Source organism: Streptomyces sp. NPDC054975 (genome assembly GCF_053609105.1).
The window spans coordinates 35,128-60,870 of sequence record NZ_JBSGWV010000036.1; the positions used below are offsets into that span (position 1 = coordinate 35,128).

Annotated in this window: 21 protein-coding genes; 14 read left to right on the top strand and 7 right to left on the bottom strand. The window is 73.0% G+C overall.

The genetic code is table 11. The annotated features are described in order from the left end of the window. Window positions 1-102: 102 nt before the first annotated feature. The 3 genes from ACWF79_RS25845 to gabT form a co-directional block, all read right to left on the bottom strand. Window positions 103-756 (bottom strand): hypothetical protein, encoded by a 654-nt coding sequence (locus tag ACWF79_RS25845; protein ID WP_453730525.1) that lies wholly within the window; start codon window positions 754-756, stop codon window positions 103-105. Between the two features lie 19 nt (window positions 757-775). Then, entirely contained in the window at window positions 776-1,315 is a 540-nt protein-coding gene (locus ACWF79_RS25850; protein WP_453730526.1) for a phosphatase PAP2 family protein, read from the bottom strand. Window positions 1,316-1,643: 328 nt separating this feature from the next. After that, entirely contained in the window at window positions 1,644-2,978 is a 1,335-nt protein-coding gene (gabT, locus tag ACWF79_RS25855; RefSeq protein WP_453730527.1) for a 4-aminobutyrate--2-oxoglutarate transaminase, read from the bottom strand. 217 nt (window positions 2,979-3,195) lie between these two features. Here gabT and ACWF79_RS25860 point away from each other — a divergent pair, with 217 nt between their 5' ends. The 13 genes from ACWF79_RS25860 (at window position 3,196) to ACWF79_RS25920 (ending at window position 22,099) form a co-directional block, all read left to right on the top strand. Beyond that, on the top strand, window positions 3,196-5,568 hold the full coding sequence (locus ACWF79_RS25860) for an ATP/GTP-binding protein (RefSeq protein ID WP_453730528.1): 2,373 nt from the start codon (window positions 3,196-3,198) through the stop codon (window positions 5,566-5,568). A 158-nt stretch (window positions 5,569-5,726) separates the two neighbouring features. Next, window positions 5,727-7,286, top strand: coding sequence for a PucR family transcriptional regulator (locus ACWF79_RS25865; protein WP_453730529.1), 1,560 nt, complete (start codon window positions 5,727-5,729; stop codon window positions 7,284-7,286). 181 nt (window positions 7,287-7,467) lie between these two features. Continuing rightward, window positions 7,468-8,457 carry an EamA family transporter gene (locus tag ACWF79_RS25870; RefSeq protein WP_453730530.1) on the top strand — a complete coding sequence of 330 codons (990 nt, stop codon included), beginning with the start codon at window positions 7,468-7,470 and terminating at the stop codon, window positions 8,455-8,457. A 182-nt stretch (window positions 8,458-8,639) separates the two neighbouring features. Continuing rightward, a complete protein-coding gene (locus tag ACWF79_RS25875) occupies window positions 8,640-10,085 on the top strand; it encodes an aldehyde dehydrogenase family protein (RefSeq protein ID WP_453730531.1) in 1,446 nt (481 codons plus the stop codon). A gap of 156 nt (window positions 10,086-10,241) precedes the next feature. Then, window positions 10,242-10,646, top strand: a complete 405-nt coding sequence (locus ACWF79_RS25880) for a hypothetical protein (RefSeq protein ID WP_453730532.1) — start codon at window positions 10,242-10,244, stop codon at window positions 10,644-10,646. A gap of 107 nt (window positions 10,647-10,753) precedes the next feature. Beyond that, entirely contained in the window at window positions 10,754-12,682 is a 1,929-nt protein-coding gene (locus tag ACWF79_RS25885; RefSeq protein WP_453730533.1) for an acyl-CoA dehydrogenase family protein, read from the top strand. A gap of 741 nt (window positions 12,683-13,423) precedes the next feature. Beyond that, window positions 13,424-14,686, top strand: a complete 1,263-nt coding sequence (gene aroA / locus ACWF79_RS25890; protein WP_453730534.1) for a 3-phosphoshikimate 1-carboxyvinyltransferase — start codon at window positions 13,424-13,426, stop codon at window positions 14,684-14,686. A gap of 34 nt (window positions 14,687-14,720) precedes the next feature. After that, window positions 14,721-15,983 carry a 1-deoxy-D-xylulose-5-phosphate reductoisomerase gene (dxr, locus tag ACWF79_RS25895; RefSeq protein WP_453730535.1) on the top strand — a complete coding sequence of 421 codons (1,263 nt, stop codon included), beginning with the start codon at window positions 14,721-14,723 and terminating at the stop codon, window positions 15,981-15,983. Then, window positions 15,980-17,284 carry a M50 family metallopeptidase gene (locus tag ACWF79_RS25900; protein WP_453730536.1) on the top strand — a complete coding sequence of 435 codons (1,305 nt, stop codon included), beginning with the start codon at window positions 15,980-15,982 and terminating at the stop codon, window positions 17,282-17,284. Before dxr ends, ACWF79_RS25900 begins: the two co-directional genes overlap by 4 nt. A gap of 102 nt (window positions 17,285-17,386) precedes the next feature. Beyond that, window positions 17,387-18,544, top strand: coding sequence for a flavodoxin-dependent (E)-4-hydroxy-3-methylbut-2-enyl-diphosphate synthase (gene ispG / locus ACWF79_RS25905; RefSeq protein WP_453730537.1), 1,158 nt, complete (start codon window positions 17,387-17,389; stop codon window positions 18,542-18,544). A 159-nt stretch (window positions 18,545-18,703) separates the two neighbouring features. Next, entirely contained in the window at window positions 18,704-19,549 is an 846-nt protein-coding gene (locus tag ACWF79_RS25910; RefSeq protein ID WP_453730538.1) for a GNAT family N-acetyltransferase, read from the top strand. Window positions 19,550-19,570: 21 nt separating this feature from the next. Beyond that, a complete protein-coding gene (locus ACWF79_RS25915) occupies window positions 19,571-20,119 on the top strand; it encodes a GNAT family N-acetyltransferase (protein ID WP_453730539.1) in 549 nt (182 codons plus the stop codon). Between the two features lie 279 nt (window positions 20,120-20,398). Continuing rightward, window positions 20,399-22,099, top strand: coding sequence for a proline--tRNA ligase (locus tag ACWF79_RS25920; RefSeq protein WP_453730540.1), 1,701 nt, complete (start codon window positions 20,399-20,401; stop codon window positions 22,097-22,099). 101 nt (window positions 22,100-22,200) lie between these two features. On the opposite strand, the gene ACWF79_RS25925 is transcribed toward ACWF79_RS25920, so the two are convergent. Genes ACWF79_RS25925 through ACWF79_RS25940 form a run of 4 tightly spaced genes read right to left on the bottom strand, consistent with a single transcriptional unit; the run spans window position 22,201 to window position 25,092 of the window. Continuing rightward, entirely contained in the window at window positions 22,201-23,118 is a 918-nt protein-coding gene (locus ACWF79_RS25925; protein ID WP_453730541.1) for a slipin family protein, read from the bottom strand. Window positions 23,119-23,165: 47 nt separating this feature from the next. Continuing rightward, complete coding sequence (locus ACWF79_RS25930; RefSeq protein ID WP_453730542.1) at window positions 23,166-24,065, bottom strand: aminoglycoside phosphotransferase family protein; 900 nt, start codon at window positions 24,063-24,065, stop codon at window positions 23,166-23,168. 20 nt (window positions 24,066-24,085) lie between these two features. Beyond that, window positions 24,086-24,505: a ferritin-like domain-containing protein gene (locus ACWF79_RS25935; RefSeq protein WP_453730543.1), complete on the bottom strand. Its 420-nt coding sequence runs from the start codon at window positions 24,503-24,505 to the stop codon at window positions 24,086-24,088. Next, window positions 24,502-25,092, bottom strand: coding sequence for a hypothetical protein (locus ACWF79_RS25940; RefSeq protein ID WP_453730544.1), 591 nt, complete (start codon window positions 25,090-25,092; stop codon window positions 24,502-24,504). The genes ACWF79_RS25935 and ACWF79_RS25940 overlap by 4 nt, the downstream gene beginning before the upstream one ends. A 152-nt stretch (window positions 25,093-25,244) precedes the next feature. On the opposite strand from ACWF79_RS25940, the gene rimP reads away from it, so the two are divergent. After that, on the top strand, window positions 25,245-25,742 hold the full coding sequence (gene rimP / locus ACWF79_RS25945; RefSeq protein ID WP_453730545.1) for a ribosome maturation factor RimP: 498 nt from the start codon (window positions 25,245-25,247) through the stop codon (window positions 25,740-25,742). The last annotated feature ends 1 nt before the right edge of the window (window position 25,743 follow it).

A 25,743-nucleotide genomic window follows, 5' to 3' on the forward strand; every position in this document is an offset into this window, starting at 1 on the left:
GGCTTTCCCCCCCCCCCCTCCGCCCTCACCCGTTGTCGGCGCCGGGGGCCCCCCACCATCCGGCCCGGGCCGCCCCCCCCCCCCCCCCCCCGGCCCGAGGCGTCAGCCGACCGTCGCCGCGTCCGCAGTCAGCCCCGCCCGGCGCAGGGCGCGGCCCATGGCGGGCAGGTCGGGCGCGGACCCGTCGGCGGGCTCGGCGTGGGTCTCCAGCAGCTCGGGTGTCAGCCGGTACCGCTCGGCGTGGTCCATGAGGATGTCCGCGCCCCGGCCTTCGTACGACACCAGCTCGTCCAGCAGGCCCAGCGCGTCGTCCCGGTCCACGAAGCGGCTCATCCCGCAGTCGAGCCCGTCGTCGTCCAGGTCGTCGGGGTACGGGCTGCGTGCCCAGGCGCCGTTCTCGTACCAGTAGACACAGCCCAGTTCGTTGCCCGCGAGCCGGTCGCGCAGCTCCTCGTAGGGAAGCCAGTCGGGGCCGCCCGCCAGCATGTCGATCGCCGGCTCGTGCCACTTGACGCCGCTCGACTCGTCCTCGCCGAAGAGGACGTACCGGCCCTCGCCGACGCGGGAGAACGTCCACCAGGTGCAGCCGCAGTCGTCGAGGTGGAGCCCCTCGTCGTCGATCCAGGTGCCGGTGCGGTACCCGGTGCTCCGCTCCTCCTCGGTGGTCGCCCCGAGGACGGCCACCAGGGCCCACCGGGCCCACAGCAGTTCCGGGGACGGCAAGTCCCCCGGCTGTCCCGGCCTTTGAATCGTCATTGCGCTCTCCGGTCGTCGCTCACGAACCTGCCGGGCGACCGTACCGCGCGGCCATGACAGGCCACCGGAGCAGTGGTACGCACAGGGCCACCGAGGCCAGGACGTCCAGGGGCCAGTGGTAGCCGCGCAGGATCAGGCCCGCACCCGTCAGGGTCGTGAGGGCGGCGGCCAGGGGGAGCAGGCGGGGTGAGACGAGCAGGGCCGCGCCCACGTACGCCACCATCGCCGTCGCCGTGTGGCCCGAGGGGTAGTAGCCGGCGGCCCAGGGTTCCAGAGGGCCCGGGCGGGCGGTCCACTCCTTCAGGGGGATGACCAGGAGCGGTACGAGGGCCATGGCGAGGCCCGCGAAGAGGGCCTGGGAGCGGCGGCCGCGCCACACCGCGTACGCCATCGCGCAGGCGAGGACCGGCAGAGCGACCGTCATGTTGCCGAGGTCCGCGCCGAGTTCGGAGAACCATCGGGGGACACGGTCGACGAGGGAGCGCGAAAGGCGCTCGTCCAGGCGGGCGAGCGGGCCCTCCACCAGGACCTGCCAGGTGACGACGGCGAGCAGCAGCACCGCGAAGAAGACAGCCGGACGCCCCGGAACAGGGGGGGTGGTTCCGGGGCGTCCGAGATGATCGGGCTGCCGCGCGCCCCGGGGGGTGTGGGGCGGGCGGCAGCCCGATCGGTGAGGAGTTCCGGAGCACGAGGCTCCAGTGGTGTGCGCCAGGGCGCGACCAGGACGGGGCTGGGGAGGCTCCGACCTGAAGTCGCCCGCAGTCTCCTGCGAGCGGGGTGTTTCTCTCATCTGCAGAAACCGTACGGCAGGAAGAAGGGGACCAACAGCCGGATCTCCATCCCGCCATCGGCCCCCCACACTCTCTTCACACCGCGTGTGGATCGGCTCAGATCTGGCCGAACGCGTTCTCGATGATGTCGAGACCCTCGTTCAGGAGGTCGTCCCCGATGACCAGCGGCGGCAGGAAGCGGAGCACGTTGCCGTAGGTGCCACAGGTCAGGACCAGCAGGCCCTCGGCGTGGCATGCCTTCGCCAGCGCGCCCGCGGCCTCCGGGTTCGGCTCCTTGGTCGCGCGGTCCTTGACCAGCTCGATGGCGATCATCGCGCCGCGGCCGCGGATGTCACCGATGGCGTCGAACTTCTCCGCCATCGCCGACAGGCGGGCCTTCATGATCGACTCGATGTTCTTCGCCTTGGCGTTGAGGTCGAGCTCCTTCATCGTCTCGATGGAGCCCAGCGCGCCGGCGCAGGCCACCGGGTTGCCGCCGTAGGTGCCGCCCAGGCCGCCGCCGTGCACGGAGTCCATGATCTCGGCGCGGCCGGTGACGGCGGCGAGCGGCAGACCGCCCGCGATGCCCTTGGCGGTCGTGATGAGGTCCGGGACGATGCCCTCGTCCTCGCACGCGAACCACTGGCCGGTGCGGCAGAAGCCGGACTGGATCTCGTCGGCGACGAAGACGATGCCGTTGTCGTTGGCGAACTTCACGATCGCCGGCAGGAAGCCCTTGGCGGGCTCGATGAAGCCACCCTCACCGAGAACCGGCTCGATGATGATCGCGGCGACGTTCTCGGCGCCGATCTGCTTGGTGATGTTGTCGATCGCCTGGGCGGCGGCCTCGGGGCCGCAGTTCTCGGCGCCGGTGGGCCAGCGGTAGCCGTAGGCGACCGGCACGCGGTAGACCTCGGGCGCGAACGGGCCGAAGCCCTGCTTGTACGGCATGTTCTTCGCCGTCAGCGCCATCGTCAGGTTCGTACGGCCGTGGTAGCCGTGGTCGAAGACGACGACCGCCTGGCGCTTGGTGTACGAACGGGCGATCTTGACCGCGTTCTCGACGGCCTCGGCGCCCGAGTTGAAGAGCGCGGACTTCTTGGCGTGGTCGCCCGGGGTCAGCTCGGCGAGCGCCTCGCAGACCTCGACGTAACCCTCGTACGGCGTCACCATGAAACAGGTGTGCGTGAAGTCGGCGAGCTGCGCGGCGGCGCGGCGCACGACGGCCTCGGCGGAGGCACCCACGGAGGTCACGGCGATACCGGAGCCGAAGTCGATCAGACGGTTGCCGTCGACGTCCTCGATGATGCCGCCGCCGGCCTTCGCGGTGAAGACGGGCAGCACGGAGCCCACGCCGCCGGCCACGGTGTCGAGGCGGCGGGCCTGAAGCTCCTGCGACTTCGGACCGGGGATGGCGGTGACGACGCGCCGCTCCTGCGGGACAGCGTTCATGCGGGGCTCCTGGGGTGTTCTGGACGCTCTTGTGGGTTTCTTCCGCAGGCTAGGCGCGGGGGACGCGCACAGGCATGCGCCGATCGGGAGTGTTGGGGGGTATCTCGTTGTCCGGTGTGGACATGGCGGCGGGGAAACCGCTCCGGGCCGGTCCCGGCGCACTAGATTGACGGTGGCACAGATGCGGCGACCTGGCTGGTCAGGGGGCAGGGGTTTCATGGAGACCGAAGGCACGTACGAGTCACGCGACACCCGGGGAGGCGAGCCGCGCGACCCCGGGGGAACCGGGCCCCGTGACCCCCGGGCGGGCGCGGTCCCGCGCCCGGCCGCCCCACCCGTGCCGTCCGGCCCGCCGCGGGAGGCGGCCGCGCCGACCCGCGTACCGCCTCCGCCCTCCCACGCGCCCACCCGGATCGGGGTCGCCGAGTGGCTCCGCATCCCCCGCCCCGCCGCCGCCCCGGGCATCTGGCGGCTCGGCCACCGCGAGCGGCCCGAGCTCGAACCCGACCTCGTGCCCGGCCGCCAGCTGGTCACCGGCGCCTTCGTCGCGTACCTCTGCGGCTGGCTCCTCTGGTCGCTCCTCTGGAACGGCTATCTGGAGGGGTGGTGGATCTTCGTGAACGACTGGTGGCTGCTGCCGATGCTGTGGCTCGTCCCCGAGGAATGGCGCGCCCCCACGAGCCCGGACTTCGAGGTCTACGTCGGCGCCACCTACCTCTGGTACGCGATCCTCCTCGCCCTCTTCTCCGTCGGCTTCGGCCGCGTCGGCAACTGGCGCGAGATCTGGCAGCGCTACGGCGTACCCATCTGGCCGCTCTTCGTGCTCCTGCCGGGCGTCTGGCGCGAGATGCCCCGCACGGTCACCTGGCTCACCTGGGTCTCCAACCTCTACTACGTCCTCCTGATCGCCGCCCTCGTCGCGGCCGTCGGCCGGGCCGGCGCCTGGCCGACCGTGCGTAGGCGCTTCGGGACCGGCGGTCCGGGGTCCGCCGCCCCGCCGCCCCCGCCCCGGCCGGAGGTCGACCCCGCGCAGTGGCCGGAGCTGCGGGACGCCGGGCTGCCCGAGGCCGCCGCCCAGCTCGCCGAGGCCACCCGCCAGGGGACCCTCGGGGACGTCGACTACGCCCGGATCCGCCGCGCCTGGCAGGGCGTACGGACCCGGCCCGAGCGCCTGGCCGCCTTCACCGAGGCCGTGCGCACCCGGGGCGCCGCCGCCTGCGGTCACCCCTCGGGCCTGCGTGACCTGCCCGTCCGTACCGCCACCCACGACCTCGCCACCGGCCAGGTCCTCATCGGCACCGCCGCCGACCACCCGCGCAACCCCTACGCCCGGCGCACCACCGGCGTCGCCCTGGAGCCCGCCGTGCTCGGGACCTCGCTGCTCGCCGTCGGACCCGCGGGCGCCGGGAAGACCGTGCGGCTGGTCCGGCCCGTCGTCGAGGCGCTCTGCCTGCAGGCCCTCGCCAACCGTGCCGCCGTCGTCGCCGTCACCGCACAGGGCGCCGCCCTCGGCCCCGAGGAGGCCTTCGACGTCGTCGTCTCCGTCGGCCGGCCCGGGTCCACCCACGACCTCGACCTGTACGGCGGCGCCGACGACCCCGACGAGGCCGCCCGGATCCTCGCCGAGGCCCTCGTCGGGGACCTGGTCGCCAACAGCCGCCGGGCGGGCACCGCGCTCGCCCAGCTGATCGGCCCGTTCCGGGCCGCGTACGGCCGCTTCCCGGGCGTGCCCGAGCTGCGCGAGCTGCTCGCCGGGACGCCCGATGCGCTCGACGCGCTGCGGGCCGCCGTCGCCGACGACCCCGCCCAGCTGCGGGAGCTCGACGCGCGGCAGCGGCAGGCGGACCGGGGCGACGAGACCGGTGTCCTGCTCGCCGAGCGCATCGCCTTCCTCGACCGGCCCGCCTTCGCCGGCTTCTTCCGCACGGAGGGCGGTGACCAGGAGCGGGAACGGCCGCAGTTCTCCCTCCAGGCCGTCGAGCATCCGCTCCGCGTCCGCGTCGACCTGCCCGAACGCGGGCACGCCGAGGCCTCCCGGATCGTCTCCCGTCTGCTGCTCGCGCAGTTCGCGGAGGCCGCCCTCGCCCGCCGCGACCGCTCCCTCTTCGCCTGCCTGGTCCTCGACGACGCGACGTACACCGTCACCGGCGACTCCGTACGGGCCCTGCAGCGGCTGCGTTCCGCCAACGCGGGCGTCGTCCTGGCGCTGCGCAGCCTGGAGGACGTACCGGAGGCGCTGCGCGGGCCGCTGCTCGGCGCGGTCGGCTGCCGGATGGCGTTCGCCGGGATCGCGCCGTGGGACGGCGGCCGGTTCGCCGAGACCTGGGGCACCGAATGGGTGCAGACCCGGGACGTCACCAACCGGCAGATCATCTCCGACGAGCCGCTGACCAAGGCCCTGCACTTCATGCGCCGTCTGGTGACCGGCCGGGCGGCGACGGCGGAGGCCGTCACCGTACGGGAGGTGGAGCGCGAGCGCTGGTCGGCCTCGGACCTCGCGCACGCCGTCCCGGCCGGGCACGCGGTGCTCTCCCTGACCCATGTACGGGGCGAACACACGCCACCGCTCCTGGTGGACCTGCGGGGCTGAGGCGGGAGCGGCAGGGGCGGGCGGTGGTGTCGCCGAGGTGCCGCCCAGGCGGCCCGAAGTCGACGTCGAGCCGGAGCGGGGGCTCGCGGGCCCTGGCACAATCGAGGGCGCCGCTCGGCTGAGCGGCGCCCCCTCGCTCAAAGGTCCGACGGTCCCCAATGCCGCCCACCCTCGCCTCCCTCGTCCAGCACTCGGCGCTCAAGCTCACCGTCCGCGCGGGTGAGGACCGCCTCGACACCCCCGTGCGCTGGGCCCACGTCAGCGAGCTCGCCGACCCTGTCCCGTACATGGAGGGCGGCGAGCTGCTGCTCACCACCGCGCTCACCCTGGACGCCGAGGACGCCGAGGCGATGCGCCGCTACGTCCGGCGGCTGCTCGGCGCGGGCGTGGTGGGGCTCGGCTTCGCCATCGGCGTCAACTACGACGACATTCCGCCGACGCTCGTGGAGGCGGCGCGGGCGGAGGGCCTTCCGCTGCTCGAAGTACCGCGCCGGACGCCGTTCCTCGCCATCAGCAAGGCGGTCTCGGCGGCCATCGCGGCCGACCAGTACCGCGCGGTCACGGCCGGTTTCGAGGCCCAGCGGGAGATGACCCGGGCGGCGCTCGCCGAAGGCCCCGACGCGGTGGTGGCGCGGCTCGCTGCGCACGTGGACGGGTGGGCGGCGCTGTACGACGCCTCCGGAACGGTCATCGCCGTGTCCCCCGAGTGGGCGGCGCGCCGGGCCTCCCGGCTGACGCCCGACGTCGAAAGGCTCCGGGAGCGGCCCGCGCCCGCGAGCGCGGTCGTCGGCGGCACGGAGGACCGGGTCGAGCTCCAGTCCCTGGGCACGGGGCGGCGGGTCAGGGGAGCGCTCGCGGTCGGCACGGGCGCGCCGCTCGGGACGGCGGAACGGTACGCCGTGCACTCCGCGATCGCCCTGCTCACGCTCACCACCGAGCGGTCGCGCTCGCTGCAGGCGGCGGAGGCGCGGCTCGGCGCGGCGGTCCTGCGGATGATGCTCTCCGGACAGCCGGACCACGCCCGGGCGGTGGCAGGCGACCTCTACGGCGGGCTCCTGGACGCCCCGTTCCGGCTGCTCATCGCCGAGCAGGCGGCGGGGGAGCGGGAGGGGGAGCCGCCGCTGCCGGAGCTGGCCGAGGCCCTGGAGTCGGCGGCGGCGCGCGCGGGCGAGACGGTCCTGACGGTTCCGGAGGGCGAGGAGCGGCTCCTCGTCCTGGCGGGAGACGGCGGCGCGGTGGTCACCGCCTGCGAGGCGTACACGGAACGGGACGCGGAGGACGCCGGTGTCGTGGTCGGGCTCTCCGCCCCGGCGGGCCCGATCGCGGCGGCGGCCGCCTACAAGCAGGCCGAGCAGGCGCTCTCGGTGGCGCGACGGCGGGGCAAGGCGCTGGTCGAGCACGAGGACCTGGCGGCGGGCTCCGTCCTGCCGCTGCTGGCCGACGACGCCGTGCGCGCCTTCGCGGACGGCATGCTGCGCGCGCTGTACGAACACGACGCGACGGGCCGCGGCGACCTGGTGGCCTCGCTGCGCGCCTGGCTCTCCCGCCACGGCCAGTGGGACGCGGCAGCGGCCGACCTGGGCGTCCACCGACACACCCTGCGCTACCGCATGCGCCGCGTGGAGGAGATCCTGGGCCGCTCCCTGGACGACCCGGACGTCCGCATGGAGCTGTGGCTGGCCCTGAAGGCGACGGGGTCGGACACGGAGGGCGGATAGAGGCCGGTCGGCCGCCGGAGCCCCTGGGCCGGTCGGCCGCTGGGACCCCTACGCCGGTCGGCCGCCGGGACCCTCTACGCCGGGTGGCCGCTCCCCTTTCCCGTACCGAAAACGGCTTCCGCTGCCCGATCTCGGGCAATTTCCTTGGTCATTCGGCGCCGGAGTCCCTAGTCTCCTGCACATGACAAGCCCCGCCGAACCGGCCGACGAGGTCCGCTCCAGCGCGCCCACCCCCGCACCCGGCCCGGCCCCCGGTCTGCCCGGTCGGCCCGCTCTGCCCGGGCGCGGGATCTCCGGCGCCGTCTGGGCCGGGCTCATGATCGTGTACGTCGTCTGGGGGTCGACGTACCTCGGGATCCGGATCGTCGTCGAGACGATGCCGCCGTTCCTCTCCGCCGGGCTCCGCTTCGTCGTCGCGGGCCTCCTCCTCGCCGCCCTGATCGCCTGGCGCCAAGGCCCCGCCGCGCTCAAGGTCACCCGGGCACAGCTCGGCTCCGCCGCCGTCGTCGGCCTCCTGCTGCTCCTCGGCGGCAACGGTCTCGTCGTCCTCGCAGAGACCTCCGTCCCCTCCGGCCTCGCCGCCCTTCTCGTCGCCGTCGTGCCCGCCTGGGTCGTCGTCCTCAAGGCGGTCTTCGGGCAGCGCCCCACCGCCGGCGGCGTGGCCGGCGTCCTCCTCGGTCTCGTCGGACTCGCCGTCCTCACCCTCCCGGGGCTCAGCGGCGACGTCCGGATCGGCGGCGTCCTCCTGGTCGTCCTCGGGACGCTCTTCTGGTCCGTGGGCTCGTTCTCCTCCTCCCGGATCCCGATGCCCGCCAACCCCTTCACCGCCAGCGCGTACGAGATGGTCGCCGGCGGCCTCGGCTGTGCCGCGCTCGGCCTGATCCGGGGCGAGCAGCACGGTCTCGACCTCGCCGCGATCTCCGCCCGCTCCTGGACCGCCCTCGCCTACCTCGTCGTCTTCGGGTCCCTGATCGCCTTCACCGCGTACGCCTGGCTGCTGCAGACCGCACCGCTCTCGCTCGTCGCCACGTACGCGTACGTCAACCCCGTCGTCGCCGTCCTCCTCGGCGCCCTCATCCTGGACGAGGCCCTCACCTGGCCCATCGCCCTCGGAGGCGCGGTGGTCGTGGCGGGCGTGTGCCTGATCGTGACGACGGAACGGCGCCGCTGAGCCGGCCTCGCGCGAGAGCGGGCGCGCACCGCCCCCCTGGGCCCCCGCGCCGCCTTCCGCCAATCCGTAAGAGTCCTGCGCCCCCACTACTCCACACCGCACAAACCACAGCCCGCCCGCTTCGCCCTACCGTGGCACGAGAGCAATCGCTCGCACCCCCGATACGAAAGGGCCGGGACGCAATGACTGCCACCCACGCCTTCTGGCTCGCCGGCCGCGAGGCCACCGGCGACGCCACCTTCGACGTCACGAACTCCTATGACGGACGTCTGGTCGGCAAGGTCAGCGTGCCCACCGAGGCCCAGGTCGAGGAGGCCGTCGCCGCCGCGCACGCCGTCGTCGACGAGTTCGCCGCGACCCCGGCGCACGTCCGCGCCGCCGCCCTCGACCACGTATCGAAGCGTCTCGCCGAGCGCACCGAGGAGATCGCCCAGGTGATCTCCGCCGAGAACGGCAAGCCCATCAAGTGGGCCCGCGGCGAGGTCGGCCGTGCCGTCTCCGTCTTCCGTTTCGCCGCCGAGGAGGCCCGCCGCTTCAACGGTGGAGAGGCCCAGCGCCTGGACACCGAGGCCGGTGGCGTCGGCCGCCTGGCGATCACCCGCCGTATCCCCAAGGGCGTCGTCCTCGGCATCGCGCCGTTCAACTTCCCGCTGAACCTCAGCGCCCACAAGGTCGCCCCGGCCATCGCCGTCGGCGCCCCGATCATCCTCAAGCCGGCCCCCTCCACCCCCATCTCGTCCCTGATCCTGGGCGAGCTGCTGGCCGAGACCGACCTGCCGGCCGGCTCCTGGTCCGTCCTGACCGTGCCGAACGACCGCATGCCGGCCCTCGTCCAGGACGAGCGCCTCCCGGTCATCTCCTTCACCGGCTCCGACAAGGTCGGCTTCGCCATCCAGGAGTCCGTGCCGCACAAGCACTGCACCCTGGAGCTCGGCGGCAACGCCGCCGCCGTCGTCCTCGGCGACTGGGCGTCCGAGCAGGACCTGGACTGGGCGGCGACCCGTATCGCCACCTTCTCCAACTACCAGGGCGGCCAGTCCTGCATCTCCGTGCAGCGCGTGATCGCCGACGCCTCCGTCTACGACCGCCTGGTGCCGAAGATCGTCGCCGCCGTCGAGGCCCAGGTCACCGGTGACCCGGCGGACGACGCCACCGACGTCGGCCCGCTCGTCGACGAGAACGCCGCCAAGCGCGTCGAGGCCTGGGTGGACGAGGCCGTCGCGGCCGGCGCGAAGCTGCTCGCCGGCGGCAAGCGCGAGGGCGCGACCTACGCTCCGACCGTCCTGACCGACCTCCCGGCCGACGTCACCCTGGCCCGCGCCGAGGTCTTCGGTCCGGTCCTGACGGTCGCCAAGGTCGACGGCGAGGCCGAGGCCTTCGCCGCCGTCAACGACTCCGACTTCGGCCTCCAGGCCGGCGTCTTCACCCACGACCTGCAGACCGCGTTCCGCGCCCACCGCGCGCTCGAGGTCGGCGGCGTGATCATCGGCGACGTCCCGTCCTACCGCGCCGACCAGATGCCGTACGGCGGCGCCAAGAAGTCCGGCGTCGGCCGCGAGGGCGTCAAGTACGCGATGGACGACTACACCTACGAGCGCGTCCTGGTCCTCACGGGCCTCGCGCTGTAACCCGTACGGACCATTCGTACGGATTCACGAGACCGACGGCCGGAGCCCACTGTGCGGGGGCTCCGGCCGTCTCCTTGTCTCCTCTCCCCGCCGGTTTGACGGCACCCACCGGCAGGCGTACTCCGGAAGAGGGATCCATCGGAGAGGAGTTCCACCATGCTCGGCGACCTCATCGGTGAGGAGCAGGGAGAGACCACGGGAATCCGGGTGCTGTCCACGGACGGCGGCCACCCCGTCATGGAGGCGTCCTTCCAGGCGACCGGCACGCTCCTGGGCGTCGCGGTCAAGGACATGGGCACGTACGAGTCGGTCGTACGCGCCGACGGCACCCTCTTCGGCGAAGGCCAGGGCGTCACGATGACTCAGGACGGCGAGACCGTCACCTGGCACGGCTCCGGAGTCGGCCGCATCGGCGAGACCGGTGCCGTGGACTGGCGCGGCGCGCTCTTCTTCGAGACCTCCGCCACGACGTTCGCCCACCTGACCGGAATCGCCGGCGTATTCGAATTCCACGTGGAGGAGAGCGGGAAGGCGACCGCCAAGATCTACGAGTGGAAGTAGCCCCTCCACGGACCGCTCATCCCCGGGTCGGCTATCCGAACTCCGGGAAATCGGGTACTACGGACGAGTAGCCACAAGCCCCCATCAGCGGCGAGGTGAGTTGGTTCATGTCCGCACCCACCCAGCGGCCCAAGGTCACGGAACGCGAGGCACGGCAGGTCGCCGAGGCGGCGCGTGAGCAGGACTGGCGCAAACCCAGTTTCGCCAAGGAGCTGTTCCTCGGCCGCTTCCGGCTCGATCTCATCCACCCCCACCCGCTCCCGTCCGAGGAGGACGTACGGCGCGGCGAGGCCTTCCTGGCCAAGCTGCGCGACTTCTGCGAGACGCGGATCGACGGCCGGCTGATCGAACGCGAGGCCCGCATCCCCGACGAGGTCGTCACCGGCCTCAAGGAACTCGGCGCGTTCGGGATGAAGATCGACCCGAAGTACGGCGGCCTGGGCCTCACCCAGGTGTACTACAACCGCGCCCTCGCTCTCGTCGGCTCCGCGAGCCCCGCGATCGGCGCGCTGCTCTCCGCCCATCAGTCGATCGGCGTACCGCAGCCCCTGAAGATCTTCGGCACGCAGGAACAGCGCGACACCTACCTCCCGCGCCTCGCGACCACCGACATCTCGGCCTTCCTCCTCACCGAGCCGGACGTGGGCTCCGACCCGGCCCGGCTCGCCACCACCGCCGTACCGGACGGCGACGACACGTACGTCATCGACGGCGTGAAGCTCTGGACGACCAACGGCGTCGTCGCCGACCTCCTCGTCGTCATGGCGAGGGTGCCGAAGTCCGAGGGCCACCGGGGCGGGATCACCGCCTTCGTGGTCGAGGCGGACTCGCCCGGCATCACCGTGGAGCACCGCAACGCCTTCATGGGCCTGCGCGGCCTGGAGAACGGCGTCACCCGCTTCCACGGCGTCCGGGTGCCCGCCGCGAACCGCATCGGCCCCGAGGGCGCCGGCCTCAAGATCGCCCTCACCACCCTGAACACCGGTCGGCTCTCCCTGCCCGCGATGTGCGTCGGCGCGGGGAAGTGGGCGCTGAAGATCGCCCGCGAGTGGTCGGCCGTACGGGAGCAGTGGGGCAAGCCCGTCGCCCGGCACGAGGCCGTCGGCACGAAGATCTCCTTCATCGCGGCGACCACGTTCGCCCTGGAGGCGGTCGTCGACCTCTCCTCCCAGATGGCCGACGAGGACCGCAACGACATCCGCATCGAGGCGGCCCTCGCGAAGCTCTACGGCTCCGAGATGGGCTGCCTCATCGCCGACGAACTGGTCCAGATCCGGGGCGGGCGCGGCTACGAGACGGCGGACTCGCTCGCGGCGCGGGGCGAGCGCGCGGTCCCGGCGGAGCAACTCCTCCGAGACCTCCGGATCAACCGGATCTTCGAAGGCTCGACGGAGATCATGCACCTGCTCATCGCCCGCGAGGCGGTCGACGCGCACCTGGCCGTGGCGGGCGACATCATCGACCCGGACATCTCGCTGGGCGACAAGGCGCGGGCGGGCGCGCGGGCGGGCGGCTTCTACGCCCGCTGGCTGCCGAAGCTGGTCGCGGGCCCGGGCCAACTCCCGACGTCGTACGCGGAGTTCGGCGCGCTGGCCTCGCACCTCCGTTACGTGGAGCGGACGTCCAGGAAGCTGGCGCGCTCGACGTTCTACGCGATGTCGCGGTGGCAGGGCCGGATGGAGCTCAAGCAGGCGTTCCTCGGGCGGATCGTGGACATCGGTGCGGAGCTCTTCGCGATGAGCGCGGCGTGCGTACGGGCGGAGTGGCTGCGGTCCTCGGGCGACCCGCACGGCCGGGAGGCCCACGCGCTCGCGGACGCGTTCTGCCGGCAGGCGCGGCTGCGGGTGGAGGAGCTCTTCGGCCGCCTCTGGTCCAACACGGACGAGGTCGACCGGCGGGTGGTGGACGGGGTCCTGGCGGGCCGCTTCGAGTGGCTGGAGGCGGGCGTGGTCGACCCCTCGGACGACGGCCCCTGGATCGCCGACGCCACCCCAGGCCCCTCCCCCCACGAGAACGCCCACCGCAAGATCCCGTAACGGGCGACGCCCGGGTCCCCGGGCACGAGCGTTCACCCCGCTGGGCGGCTCCCGGTCGTGACCACCGTTGCGGACCGTCCCGCTGGGCGGTCCCCACCCGTCCCTCGCGGTCTTCGCGACCGTCGCGGACCGTCCTGCTGGGCGGTCCCCACCCGTCCCTCGCCACCGTTGTGGACCGTCCTGCTGGGCGGTTCCCACCCGTCCCTCGCCACCGTTGTGGACCGTCCTGCTGGGCGGTTCCCACCCGTCCCTCGCGACCGTCGCGGACCGTCCTGCTGGGCGGTTCCCACCCGTCCCTCGCGACCGTCGCGGACCGTCCTGCTGGGCGGTTCCCACCCGTCCCTGGCCACCGTTGTGGGCAATCGTCCCGCTGGGCGGGACGGGTGGGCACAACCCACGGCGCCGGTGCCGTTGCCGGTCCCTTCTGCACAGGGCCCGGCCGGGCGCCCTGAGAACCGCCCTCGTGCACAAGGCCCTTGCCAAGGCGCCGGCGCCCCGGTTGTGCCCACCCGTTCCGCCCGCGGAACGCCTGCCCACAACCGGGGGGAGGGACTCGCGGGCACCGCCCACGGAGGCGACCGTGGGCGCCGGACTCGCACCGCCCCCGAGGCGACCCACGGCACCCGACTCGCACCGCCTACGGGTCCGACGTGGGCGCCGGACTCGCACCGCCCCCGCCCGGCCCGTCCACGTCGCGGACGTCGGACGCCCCGCACCCCCCGCGCACGGCAGCATGACGGTGTGACCGTCATCGACATCCCCGGCTCCAAGTCCGTCACCGCACGCGCGCTCTTCCTCGCCGCCGCCGCCGACGGGACCAGCACCCTCCTCCGGCCGCTCCGCTCCGACGACACCGAGGGCTTCGCCGAAGGGCTCAAGGCCCTCGGGTACGAGGTGCGGCAGGAGCCGGACGGCAGTGCCTGGCACATCGACGGGCGCCCCCAGGGCCCCGCGGCCACCGCCGCCGACGTCTACTGCCGCGACGGCGCCACCACCGCCCGCTTCCTCCCCGCCCTCGCCGCCGCAGGCGGCCCCGGCACGTACCGCTTCGACGCCTCCCCCCAGATGCGCCGCCGCCCCCTCGGCCCCCTCACCACCGCCCTGCGCACCCTCGGCGTCGACCTCCGCCACCCCGAGCGCGAGGGCCACCACCCCCTCACCGTCCACGCCGCCGGCATCAAGGGCGGCGCGCTGACCCTCGACGCCGGCCAGTCCTCCCAGTACCTGACCGCGCTCCTCATGCTCGGCCCGCTGACCGCCGAGGGCCTCACCATCACCGTGACCGACCTGGTCTCGGAGCCGTACGTCGAGATCACCCTCGCGATGATGCGCGCGTTCGGGGCGCACATCACCCAAGAGGGCCGTACGTACACCGTCGCCCCCACCGGCTACACCGCCACCACCTACGCCATCGAGCCCGACGCCTCCACCTCCTCGTACTTCTTCGCCGCCGCCGCCCTCGATCCCACCCCCGGCCGCGAGGTCACCGTCCCCGGCCTGGGCACCGGCGCCCTCCAGGGCGACCTCGGCTTCGTCGACGTCCTGCGCAGGATGGGCGCCGAGGTCGAGATCACCGACAAGGCCACCACCGTCCGGTCCACCGGCCGGCTGAACGGCCTCACCGTCAACATGCGTGACATCTCCGACACCATGCCGACCCTCGCCGCCCTCGCACCCTTCGCCGAGGGACCCGTCCGCATCGAGGACGTCGCCAACACCCGCGTCAAGGAGTGCGACCGCCTCGACGCCTGCGCCGAGAACCTCCGCCGCCTCGGCATCACGGTCACCACCGGCCCCGACTGGATCGAGATCCACCCCGGCACCCCGGCCGGACCCGCCGAGATCGCCACCCACGGCGACCACCGGATCGTCATGTCCTTCGCGGTCACCGCCCTGCGCACCCCCGGGATCACCTACGACGACCCCGGCTGCGTACGGAAGACGTTCCCCGACTTCCACCGGGTCTTCCCGGACGCCTTCGGGGCGTTCACCCGCACCCAGTGAAGCGCGCCCGTTCTTTGCGGCAAGAATGGGGGGCATGAGCGACCGCCCCTCTCCTCTCGCCGACCCGCACCTGGTCTTCGATCCGACCGAAGGCCGCCGCGACATCGTCGTCCTCGGCTCCACCGGGTCCATCGGCACCCAGGCCATCGACTTGGTCCTGCGCAACCCCGACCGCTTCCGGGTCACCGCCCTCGCCGCCTCCGGCGGCCGGGTCGAGCTGCTCGCCGAGCAGGCCCACCGGCTGCGGGTCGGGGCGGTCGCCGTCGCCCGCGAGGACAAGGCCGCCGCGCTGCGCGAGGCGCTGACCAGGCTCTACGGCCCCGGCGCCGCCCTCCCCGAGATCCTGGCCGGACCCGACGCCGCCACCCGGCTGGCCGCCTCGCCCTGCCACACGGTCCTCAACGGCATCACCGGCTCCATCGGCCTCGCGCCCACGCTCGCCGCCCTCGAAGCAGGCCGCACCCTCGCCCTCGCCAACAAGGAGTCGCTGATCGTCGGCGGCCCGCTGGTCAAGGCGCTGGCCAAGCCCGGCCAGATCATCCCGGTCGACTCCGAGCACGCCGCCCTCTTCCAGGCCCTCGCCGCCGGCACCCGCGCCGACGTCCGCAAGCTGGTCGTCACCGCCTCCGGCGGCCCCTTCCGCGGCCGTACACGCGCGGAGCTGGCGCACGTCACCCGCGAGGACGCCCTCGCCCACCCGACGTGGGCCATGGGCCCCGTCATCACGGTCAACAGCGCCACCCTGGTCAACAAGGGCCTGGAGGTCATCGAGGCGCACCTCCTCTACGACATCCCCTTCGACCGGATCGAGGTCGTCGTCCACCCCCAGTCGTACGTCCACTCGATGGTGGAGTTCACCGACGGCTCGACCCTCGCCCAGGCCACCCCGCCGGACATGCGCGGCCCGATCGCCCTCGGCATCGGCTGGCCCGAGCGGGTACCGGACGCGGCCCCCGCCTTCGACTGGACCAAGGCCTCCAGCTGGGAGTTCTTCCCGCTCGACACCGAGGCGTTCCCCTCCGTCGGCCTCGCCCGCCACGTCGGCGAGCTGGGCGGCACCGCGCCCGCCGTCTTCAACGCGGCGAACGAGGAGTGCGTCGAGGCGTTTCTCGCCGGAAGGCTGCCCTTCAACGGAATCATGGATACGGTCACGGCAGTCGTCACCGAGCACGGCACCCCCGACCGGGGAACCTCACTGACGGTGTCGGACGTCCTTGAAGCGGAGACCTGGGCCAGGGCCCGGGCCCGGGAACTGGCAGCACAGGCTGCGAAGGCGACCGCGGAGGCGCGCGCATGACCGTACTTCTGACGCTCCTCGGCATCGCGCTGTTCGCGCTCGGGCTGCTCGTCTCCATCGCCTGGCACGAGCTCGGCCACCTCTCCACGGCCAAGCTCTTCGGCATCCGCGTGCCCCAGTACATGGTCGGCTTCGGCCCGACCATCTGGTCACGGAAGAAGGGCGAGACGGAGTACGGCATCAAGGCCATCCCGGCCGGCGGCTACATCCGGATGATCGGCATGTTCCCGCCCGGCAAGGACGGCCGTATCGAGGCCCGCTCCACCTCGCCCTGGCGCGCCATGATCGAGGACGCCCGCGAGGCCTCCTTCGAGGAGCTCCAGCCCGGTGACGAGAAGCGGCTCTTCTACACGCGCAAGCCGTGGAAGCGCGTCATCGTCATGTTCGCCGGCCCGTTCATGAACCTGATCCTCGCCGTCGTGCTCTTCTTCGGCAGCGCGATGGCCGTCGGCTTCGAGACCCAGACCACCAAGGTCGCGGGCGTCACCAACTGCGTCATCGACCAGAGCGAGAAGCGCGACAGCTGCAAGCCGAGCGACCGGCCCTCGCCCGCGAAGGCGGCGGGTCTGCTCAAGGGCGACCGGATCGTCGCCTTCAACGGCGAACGCATCACCGACTGGAACACCCTCTCCGACCGCATCCGCGCCACCACCGGGACCGCCACCGTCACCGTCCAGCGGGACGGGCGGGAGCTGGACCTCACGGCCACGCTCCTGGAGAACAAGGTCCTCAAGAAGGACGCGGAGGGCCGGGTCGTCCAGCCCGCCCAGTACGTCTCCGCCGGCTACCTCGGCTTCGAGTCCGGCCGCGAGGTCGTCCCGCTCACCTTCGGCGAGTCCGCCTCCCGGATGACCGACCAGCTCCAGGCCGGCTTCGAGTCCGTGCTCGCCCTGCCCGGCAAGGTCCCGGACCTGTGGGACGCCACCTTCGGCGACGGCGAACGCAAGCAGGACTCACCCGTCGGCGTCGTCGGCGCGGCCCGCATCAGCGGCGAGCTGATGAGCATCGAGGCACCGGCGGAGACCCGCCTGGTCTTCTTCCTCCAGCTGCTCGTGATGTTCAACGTCTCGCTGTTCCTGTTCAACATGCTGCCGCTGCTCCCGCTCGACGGCGGTCACATCGCCGGCGCCCTGTGGGAGTCCGTGCGCCGCAACACCGCGCGGATCTTCCGGCGCCCCGACCCGGGCCCGTTCGACGTGGCCAAGCTGATGCCGGCCGCGTACGTGGTGGCGGGCGTGTTCGTCTGCTTCACCCTGCTCGTCCTCGCGGCGGACATCGTCAACCCGGTGAAGCTGACGTGATCGTCGGGTGGCCGGACCCCCGTGGTGTCCGGCCACCCACCGCGGGGGCGGTAATCTCGGATACCTGAGCCCGATGAACCACACCTTGGGGTTGTACAGCTGATGACCGCGATCTCTCTCGGTATCCCGTCCGTTCCGACCCGGCTCGCCGAGCGGCGCAAGAGCCGCCAGATCCAGGTCGGCACCGTGGCCGTCGGCGGCGACGCACCCGTCTCGGTCCAGTCCATGACGACGACCCGGACGTCCGACATCGGCGCCACGCTCCAGCAGATCGCCGAGCTGACCGCCTCCGGCTGCCAGATCGTGCGCGTCGCCTGCCCCACGCAGGACGACGCCGACGCGCTCGCGACGATCGCGAAGAAGTCGCAGATCCCCGTGATCGCCGACATCCACTTCCAGCCGAAGTACGTCTTCGCCGCCATCGACGCCGGCTGCGCGGCCGTCCGCGTCAACCCGGGCAACATCAAGCAGTTCGACGACAAGGTGAAGGAGATCGCCCACGCCGCCAAGGACGCGGGCACCCCGATCCGGATCGGCGTCAACGCCGGCTCGCTCGACGCCCGCCTGCTGAAGAAGTACGGCAAGGCCACCCCCGAGGCGCTGGTCGAGTCCGCCCTCTGGGAGGCCTCCCTCTTCGAGGAGCACGGCTTCGGCGACATCAAGATCTCGGTCAAGCACAACGACCCGGTCGTCATGGTCAACGCCTACCGCCAGCTCGCCGCCCAGTGCGACTACCCGCTGCACCTCGGCGTCACCGAGGCCGGCCCCGCCTTCCAGGGCACCATCAAGTCCGCCGTCGCCTTCGGCGCGCTGCTCTCCGAGGGCATCGGCGACACCATCCGCGTCTCCCTGTCCGCGCCGCCGGTCGAGGAGGTCAAGGTCGGCAACCAGATCCTGGAGTCGCTGAACCTCAAGCCGCGCCGCCTGGAGATCGTCTCCTGCCCGTCCTGCGGCCGCGCCCAGGTCGACGTCTACAAGCTGGCCGAGGAGGTGACGGCGGGCCTGGAGGGCATGGAGGTCCCGCTGCGCGTCGCCGTCATGGGCTGCGTCGTCAACGGCCCCGGCGAGGCCCGCGAGGCCGACCTCGGCGTCGCCTCCGGCAACGGCAAGGGCCAGATCTTCGTCAAGGGCGAGGTCATCAAGACCGTCCCCGAGTCGAAGATCGTCGAGACCCTCATCGAGGAGGCGATGAAGATCGCCGAGCAGATGGAGAAGGACGGCGTCATGTCGGGCGAACCGACGGTCGCCATCGGCGTCTGACGCGAGTACGCCGCGACCGGCCCCGCGTGGGCAGTCGTCCCGCCCGGCGGAACGACTGCCCACAACGGTGCCCGGACCTCGTCCCGCACTCGCCCACCGCCTCCCCGACACGCCAGGTACAGTGCGGAGAATCAGCAGACCGCATGGTGAGGCCCCCTCGTGTTGACGCAGACCACCACCCGGGTCCTCGAACCCGCCGACCTCGGCGCCGCGCTCGCCGTCCTGGAGAGCGCCCCCGTCGAGAACGCCTTCGTGACCGCCCGCGTCCAGGCCGCCGGGCTCGACCCCTGGCGCCTCGGCGGCGAGATGTGGGGCTGGTACGCCGACGGGCGGCTGCGCTCCCTGTGCTACTCCGGCGCCAACCTCGTCCCCCTCTGCGCCACCCCCGAGGCCGTCCGCGCCTTCGCCGACCGCGCCCGCAGGACCGGCCGTCGCTGCTCCTCCATCGTCGGCCCGTCCGAGCCCACCGCCCAGCTCTGGAGCCTTCTGGAACCCAGCTGGGGCCCCGCCCGCGACGTCCGCGCCCACCAGCCGCTGATGGTCACCGAGGCGCCCTCCGCCACCGTCGAGCCCGACCCGCTCGTCCGCCGCGTCCGCAAGGACGAGATGGAACTGATCATGCCCGCGTGCGTGGCCATGTTCACCGAGGAGGTCGGCATCTCCCCGATGGCCGGCGACGGCGGCCTGCTCTACCAGGCCCGCGTCGCCGAGCTCGTCGGAACGGGCCGCTCCTTCGCCCGTGTCGAGGACGGCAAGGTCGTCTTCAAGGCGGAGATCGGCGCCGCGACCCGCCAGGCCTGCCAGATCCAGGGCGTCTGGGTCGCCCCCGAACACCGCGGCCGGGGCCTGTCCGAGACCGGCATGGCCGCCGTGCTCCGCTACGCCCTCGCCGACGTCGCGCCGATCGTGAGCCTGTACGTCAACGACTACAACACGCCCGCCAGGGCCGCGTACCGCCGCGTCGGATTCCGCGAGGTCGGCGCCTTCATGAGCGTCCTGTTCTGAGGCGCTTGTAAGGTGCGGCGCATGGATGACGCCGACACGCACGTCACGATCGGACCGGTCGACCTCGCGGCACGGGTCGACGACGCCCTCGCCGTCCAGGCGGTCGCCTTCGGCCTGAGCGCGGACGAGGTCGTCGTACGCCGCCACATCGTCCTGCGCCATCTCCAGAACCCCGGCGCCCGCGCGTACGGCGCGACCACCGCCTCCGGCCGCCTGGTCGGCTTCGTGTACGGGATGCCCAACGACCGCGCGCACTGGTGGTCCGGCATCGTGGAGCCCTACCTCCGTGCCAACGGCACCGTGGACTGGCTCGACGACTCCTTCGTCATCACCGAACTCCATGTGCACCCCGGCCACCAGGGGCGGGGCGTCGGCCGCGAGCTGATCACCACGATCACCGACCAGTCGAAGCTGCCCCGCTCGATCCTCTCCGCCATCGACACCGACAGCCCGGCCCGCGGCCTCTACCGCTCCCTCGGCTACGTCGACCTCGCCCGCCGGGTCCACTTCCCGAGCGCCCCCCGGCCGTACGCCGTGATGGGCGCCCCGCTGCCGCTGCGGAGGCGGTGACCCGTCCGGCCGGGGGTCCGGGGGTTGCCCCCGGGGGATGCAGCCCGAGCGCCCCCCGGCCGTACGCCGTGATGGGCGCCCCGTTGCCGCTGCGGAGGTGGTGACCCGTCCGGCCGGGGGTCCGGGGGTTGCCCCCGGGGGATGCAGCCCGAGCGCCCCCGCCCGTACGCCGTGATGGGCGCCCCGCTGCCGCTGCTTCGCCGGAACTGATTTCCGCCCGCGCGGGCCGCCCGGCTAACCTCCTTGCCATCACCCTTTTCCGGCAGGAGTACGAGAACCATGGCCAACGCACCGGTCCAGCGCATGTCCCAGTTGATGGCGAAGACGCTGCGCGACGACCCGGCGGACGCCGAGGTCCTCAGCCACAAGCTCCTCGTCCGGGCCGGCTACGTCCGCCGTACCGCCGCCGGCATCTGGAGCTGGCTGCCGCTCGGCAAGAAGGTTCTCGCCAACGTCGAGCGCATCGTCCGCGAGGAGATGGACGCGATCGGCGCCCAGGAGGTCGCGCTGCCCTCCCTGCTGCCCCGCGAGCCCTACGAGGCCACCGGCCGCTGGGACGAGTACGGCGCCGAGCTCTTCCGCCTCCAGGACCGCAAGGGCGGCGACTACCTCCTCGGCCCGACCCACGAGGAGATCTTCACGCTCCTGGTGAAGGACCAGTGCTCGTCCTACAAGGACCTGCCGGTCATCCTGTACCAGATCGCGGCGAAGTACCGCGACGAGGCCCGCCCGCGCGCCGGCATCCTGCGCGGCCGCGAGTTCCTGATGAAGGACTCGTACTCCTTCGACACGGAGGACGAGGGCCTCGCGAAGTCCTACGCCCTGCACCGCGAGGCCTACCAGCGCGTCTTCGAGCGCCTGGGTCTCGACTACCGCATCTGCGCCGCGACCGCCGGCGCGATGGGCGGCTCGAAGTCCGAGGAGTTCCTCGCCCCGGCCGAGGCCGGCGAGGACACCTTCGCCGACTGCCCGAACTGCGACTTCGCGGCGAACACCGAGGCGATCACGTACGAACTGAAGCCGGTCGACGGCTCCGGTGTCGACGCCGCCGAGGAGATCCCGACCCCCGACACCCCGACCATCGAGACGCTCGCCGCCTCCCTCGGCGTCCCCGCCTCCGCCACGCTGAAGAACCTGCTGGTCAAGGTCGACGGCGAGATCGTCGCCGTCGGCGTCCCCGGCGACCGCGAGGTCGACCTGGGCAAGGTCGAGGCGCACTTCGCGCCGGCCACCGTCGAGATGGTCACCGAGACGGACTTCGCCGGCCGCGAGGACCTCGTCCGCGGCTACGTCGGCCCGCAGGGCCTGGAGAAGGTGAAGTACCTCGCCGACCCGCGCGTCGCGCCGGGCACGGCGTGGATCACGGGCGCGAACAAGGAGGGCATGCACACGAAGAACGTCGTCGCGGGGCGTGACTTCGAGGTGGACGAGTACGTCGACGTCGTGGTCGTCCAGGACGGCGACCCCTGCCCGAAGTGCGGCACCGGCCTGAACCTGGACCGCGCCATCGAGATCGGCCACATCTTCCAGCTGGGCCGCAAGTACGCCGACGCCCTCAAGCTCGACGTCCTCGGCCAGAACGGCAAGCCGGTCCGCGTCACCATGGGCTCGTACGGCATCGGCGTCTCCCGCGCCGTCGCCGCGCTCGCCGAGCAGTCCGCCGACGACAAGGGCCTGTGCTGGCCGGCCGAGGTCGCCCCGGCCGACGTCCACGTGGTCGCCGCCGGCAAGGCGCTCCAGACCGAACTGGCCCTGGACGTCTCGGAGAAGCTGCGCGCCGCGGGCCTCCGTGTCCTGGTCGACGACCGCGCGGGCGTCTCCCCGGGCGTCAAGTTCACCGACGCGGAGCTGATCGGTGTCCCGAAGATCCTGGTCGCCGGCCGCCGCTCGGCCGAGGGCGTCCTGGAACTGAAGGACCGCCGCACGGGCGAGCGCGAGGAACTCACCGTCGACGAGGCCATCGCCCGCCTCGGCGCGTGACGCGCTGGCGCCGACGACGAGCCGGTGGTGGAGCCCCCAAGGCCCCGCCACCGGCTTCGCCGTACGCCCGCCCGAGCGCGGGAGGTACGCCGCCGGAGGGGTTACGCCGCCTCGTCCCGCGGGAGGGGTTCCGCCGGGGCGCCCGTCAGGGTGTCGTCCATGGGGAGCGAGGACTCCGGGAGGGCCAGGTCCTTGATGGGCGGGACGCCCGGGAGGGGCTCCTGCGTGGGCGCCGGATGCGCCGGAGACTCGCCCGGTGCCGGAGCCGCACGCTCCAGGAACCTCAGCAGCTCCACCGGAATCGGCAGCACCAGCGTCGAGTTCTTCTCCGCCGACACCGCCATCACCGTCTGCAACAGCCTCAGCTGCAGCGCCGCCGGCTGCGCCGACATCACGCCCGCCGCCTCCGCCAGCTTCTTCGACGCCTGCAGCTCCGCGTCCGCGTTGATCACGCGCGCCCGCCGCTCGCGGTCCGCCTCCGCCTGCCGCGCCATCGACCGCTTCATCGTCTCCGGCAGCGAGACGTCCTTGATCTCGACCCTGTCGATCGCGACGCCCCAGCCCATCGCCGGGCTGTCGAGCATCAGCTCAAGACCCTGGTTGAGCTTCTCGCGGTTCGACAGCAGGTCGTCGAGATCGCTCTTGCCGATGATCGACCGCAGCGACGTCTGCGCCATCTGGGACACCGCGAACCGGTAGTCCTCCACCCGCACCAGGGCGTCCGACGCGTCGATCACCTTGAAGTAGACCACCGCGTCCACGCGCACCGTCACGTTGTCCCGCGTGATGCCCTCCTGCGCGGGCACCGGCAACGTCACGATCTGCATGTTCACCTTGTGGAGCCGGTCGACGACCGGCACGATCATGGTGAATCCCGGCTGCCGTACCTCGCCCATGAGCCGACCGAAGCGGAAGACCACGCCCCGTTCGTACTGCTTCACCACGCGTGCCGCAGCGCCCACGTACACCACGACGGCTGTTCCGGTCGCCGCCGCCGCTGCCAGAAGCTCCTCGACCATCACGGCCCCCTGAGGTCCGAGCCGAGTGTTACAGCTTAGGTATTCCCCTACAGCCAGCCCGCGAACTCCAGGAGCAGCTCCGCATCCTGCCGCCGGCCCGCCGTCAGCGCCCGCGTCCCCGACTCGACCGCGCGGAACAGCGTCCAGCCGCGCAGCCGCTCCCGGTCCACCTCCAGCGAGTCCGCCAGCTTGTTGACCCGCCGACGCGCCGCCGACGCCCCCGCCGAAGCCGCCACCAGGTCCTCGACCCGGTCCCGTACCAGCCGTGCCAGGTCGTACGCGCGCTCGCCGACCAGCGGCTCCGGGCCCACCGCCAGCCATGGCGTTCGGTCAGCGGCGAGCACCTTCCCCTGGCGGAAGTTCCCGTGCAGCAGCAGCGTCTCCGGGGAGTGCGCGACCAGCTCCTCGCGCGCCTCCAAGGCGGCGGCCGTCAGCGCACCCGCCTCGGCGTCCGCGCGGTAGGGCTCCATCGCCGTCGCCTGCCGGGCCGTCCGCTCGGCCACCGACTCGAAGCCGTGCCCCGCGGGCGGCTCGACCCACAGCCTGCGTACCGTCCCCGCCGCCTCCAGCAGCGCCTTGGCCTCCGGCAGCGACCGCAGCGACTGCTCCGGATGCAGCCGCTCCAGCAGCAGCGAACCGTCCTCGGGCGCCTCCAGGAGCCGCACCGCGCCCCAGCCGTCCCAGTGCGCCAGCGCGTCCCGCTCCAGATCCGGCCGCGCGGCCTCAGGAGCGATCTTCAAGGCCGCCGGGGAGCCGTCGGCCCGCCGTACGAGCACCACCAGGCTGCTGCGCCCGCCGGGCGCCATCACCCGCTCGACGTCCAGGGACGCCTGCTCCACCGCGCTCCGCGCGAGCTCGGGCAGCTTCCCGAGCCACTCGGCCGCGACAGCGTCCCCGTACGTCTCGCCGAGCGTCCGCGCCAGTCGCTGCGGCGGTTCGAAAGCCATGCGTGCGTTGTTCCTTCTGGTCAAAGGGGCCTCTCGGCGAGCCCAGGAAAGGTTACGTCGGTGCCGCGCCAGCGGACGGCCCGTACCGCCGCCTCGCGCAACGCGGCGGCCGCGTCCCGCCGCAGCGGCCCCTCCGCCGCCCGTACGAGGTCGGAGTAGACCCCGGCCACCCGGTCCTCCAGGACGGCGGCGAGCCGTACGGCCGCGGCCGTGTCCGGCACCGCGAACGGCAGCTCGTAGCCGGCCGCCGCCGCGACCGGTTCGCCGCCCAGGTCCCGCACGATCCGGCGCAGACCGTCACGCCGGGCCCGGTGCGCCTCGTACGCGGCCGTGGCCTCCGCCCTGCGCTCGGCACCGATCCGGCCGCCGACGACCCCGTACCCGTACACCGCCGCGTGCTCGGCGGCGAGCGCGGCACGCGCCGCGTCCAGGGCGCTCATGCCCGGCCTCCTTCGGTCAGCAGATACGCGTGCGCCGCGCCCGAGGCCGCCACCGAGGCGAGCAGCCGGGCGTACTCGGGCTGCGCGCCGAGCAGCGCCGCCGCGTGGGCGTCGGCGGTCGTGCGCGCGAGAGCCGCCAGCTCCTTCAGCGCGACGGCCGGATCGGCCGGTACGGGCGCAGGAGCAGGCGTCCCCGAAGCCGAAGCCGAAGCCGAGGCGGAAGCGGCGGCGGCGGGATCCGCCGACCGGGTGTCCGCCGAAGGGGCGGCGTTGCCGGGCGGACCGGAAGCGCCGCCCGCCGTCTCGTCCCCCGCCAGCGCCACGGCGTGCGCCGCCACAGCCGTCCGCAACGGGGTCAGCCGTCCGGCCAGGGCCGGATGGGCGGCGAGCACCGCGTCGTAACGTTCCAGCAGGGTCCGGCTCGTCGCCGCCGAGCTGCGGCGCAGCGCCGCCTCGGCCCGAGCCGTCAGTTCGGCCGCGTCCGGCTTTCTCGGCCGCTCGGTGCCGCCCCCGGCGGTGCAGCCGGCCAGCGTCACCGCCCCGGCGGCCAGGAGTGCGCGCCTGCCTACGGTCCCCGTGCGCCCCACATTCACTCCCTCGGCCCGGATCGAAGATCACCGCAGGCGAGCGTACCCGCGGCCCCCGGGCCCGTGGACGGCAACACCCCCCGCGACCGGATACCCTTTGGTCTGACACGCGACGAACCCACAACAGCACACGCGGCCGAGGAGTCACCCGGATGAGCACCACCCAGAGCGACAGGCTGCGAGCACTCCTTGAGCCGCTCATCGCCGCGCAGGGACTCGACCTCGAAGAGATCGAGGTGGCCTCCGTGGGACGCAAGCGGGTGCTGCGTGTGGTCGTCGACTCCGACGAAGGTGCCGATCTGGACCAGGTCGCCGATGTGAGCCGCGCGCTCTCGGCGACGCTGGACGAGACCGACGCGATGGGCGAGGGGGAGTACACCCTCGAAGTCGGCACCCCGGGCGCGGAGCGCCCGCTCACCGAGCCCCGCCACTACGTGCGGGCCGCCGGCCGCCTCGCCAAGCTCCAGCTGAACGACGGCGCCGAGCTGGTCGCGCGGATCATGGCCGTGGACGACGCCGGTGTCGACCTCGAAGTGCCGGGCGTGAAGGGGCGCAAGCCCACCGCCCGCCGGGTCGAGTTCGCGGACATCGCCAAGGCGCGTGTCGAGATCGAGTTCAACCGCAAGGACAAGAAGGAAGAGGAGGCGTAGC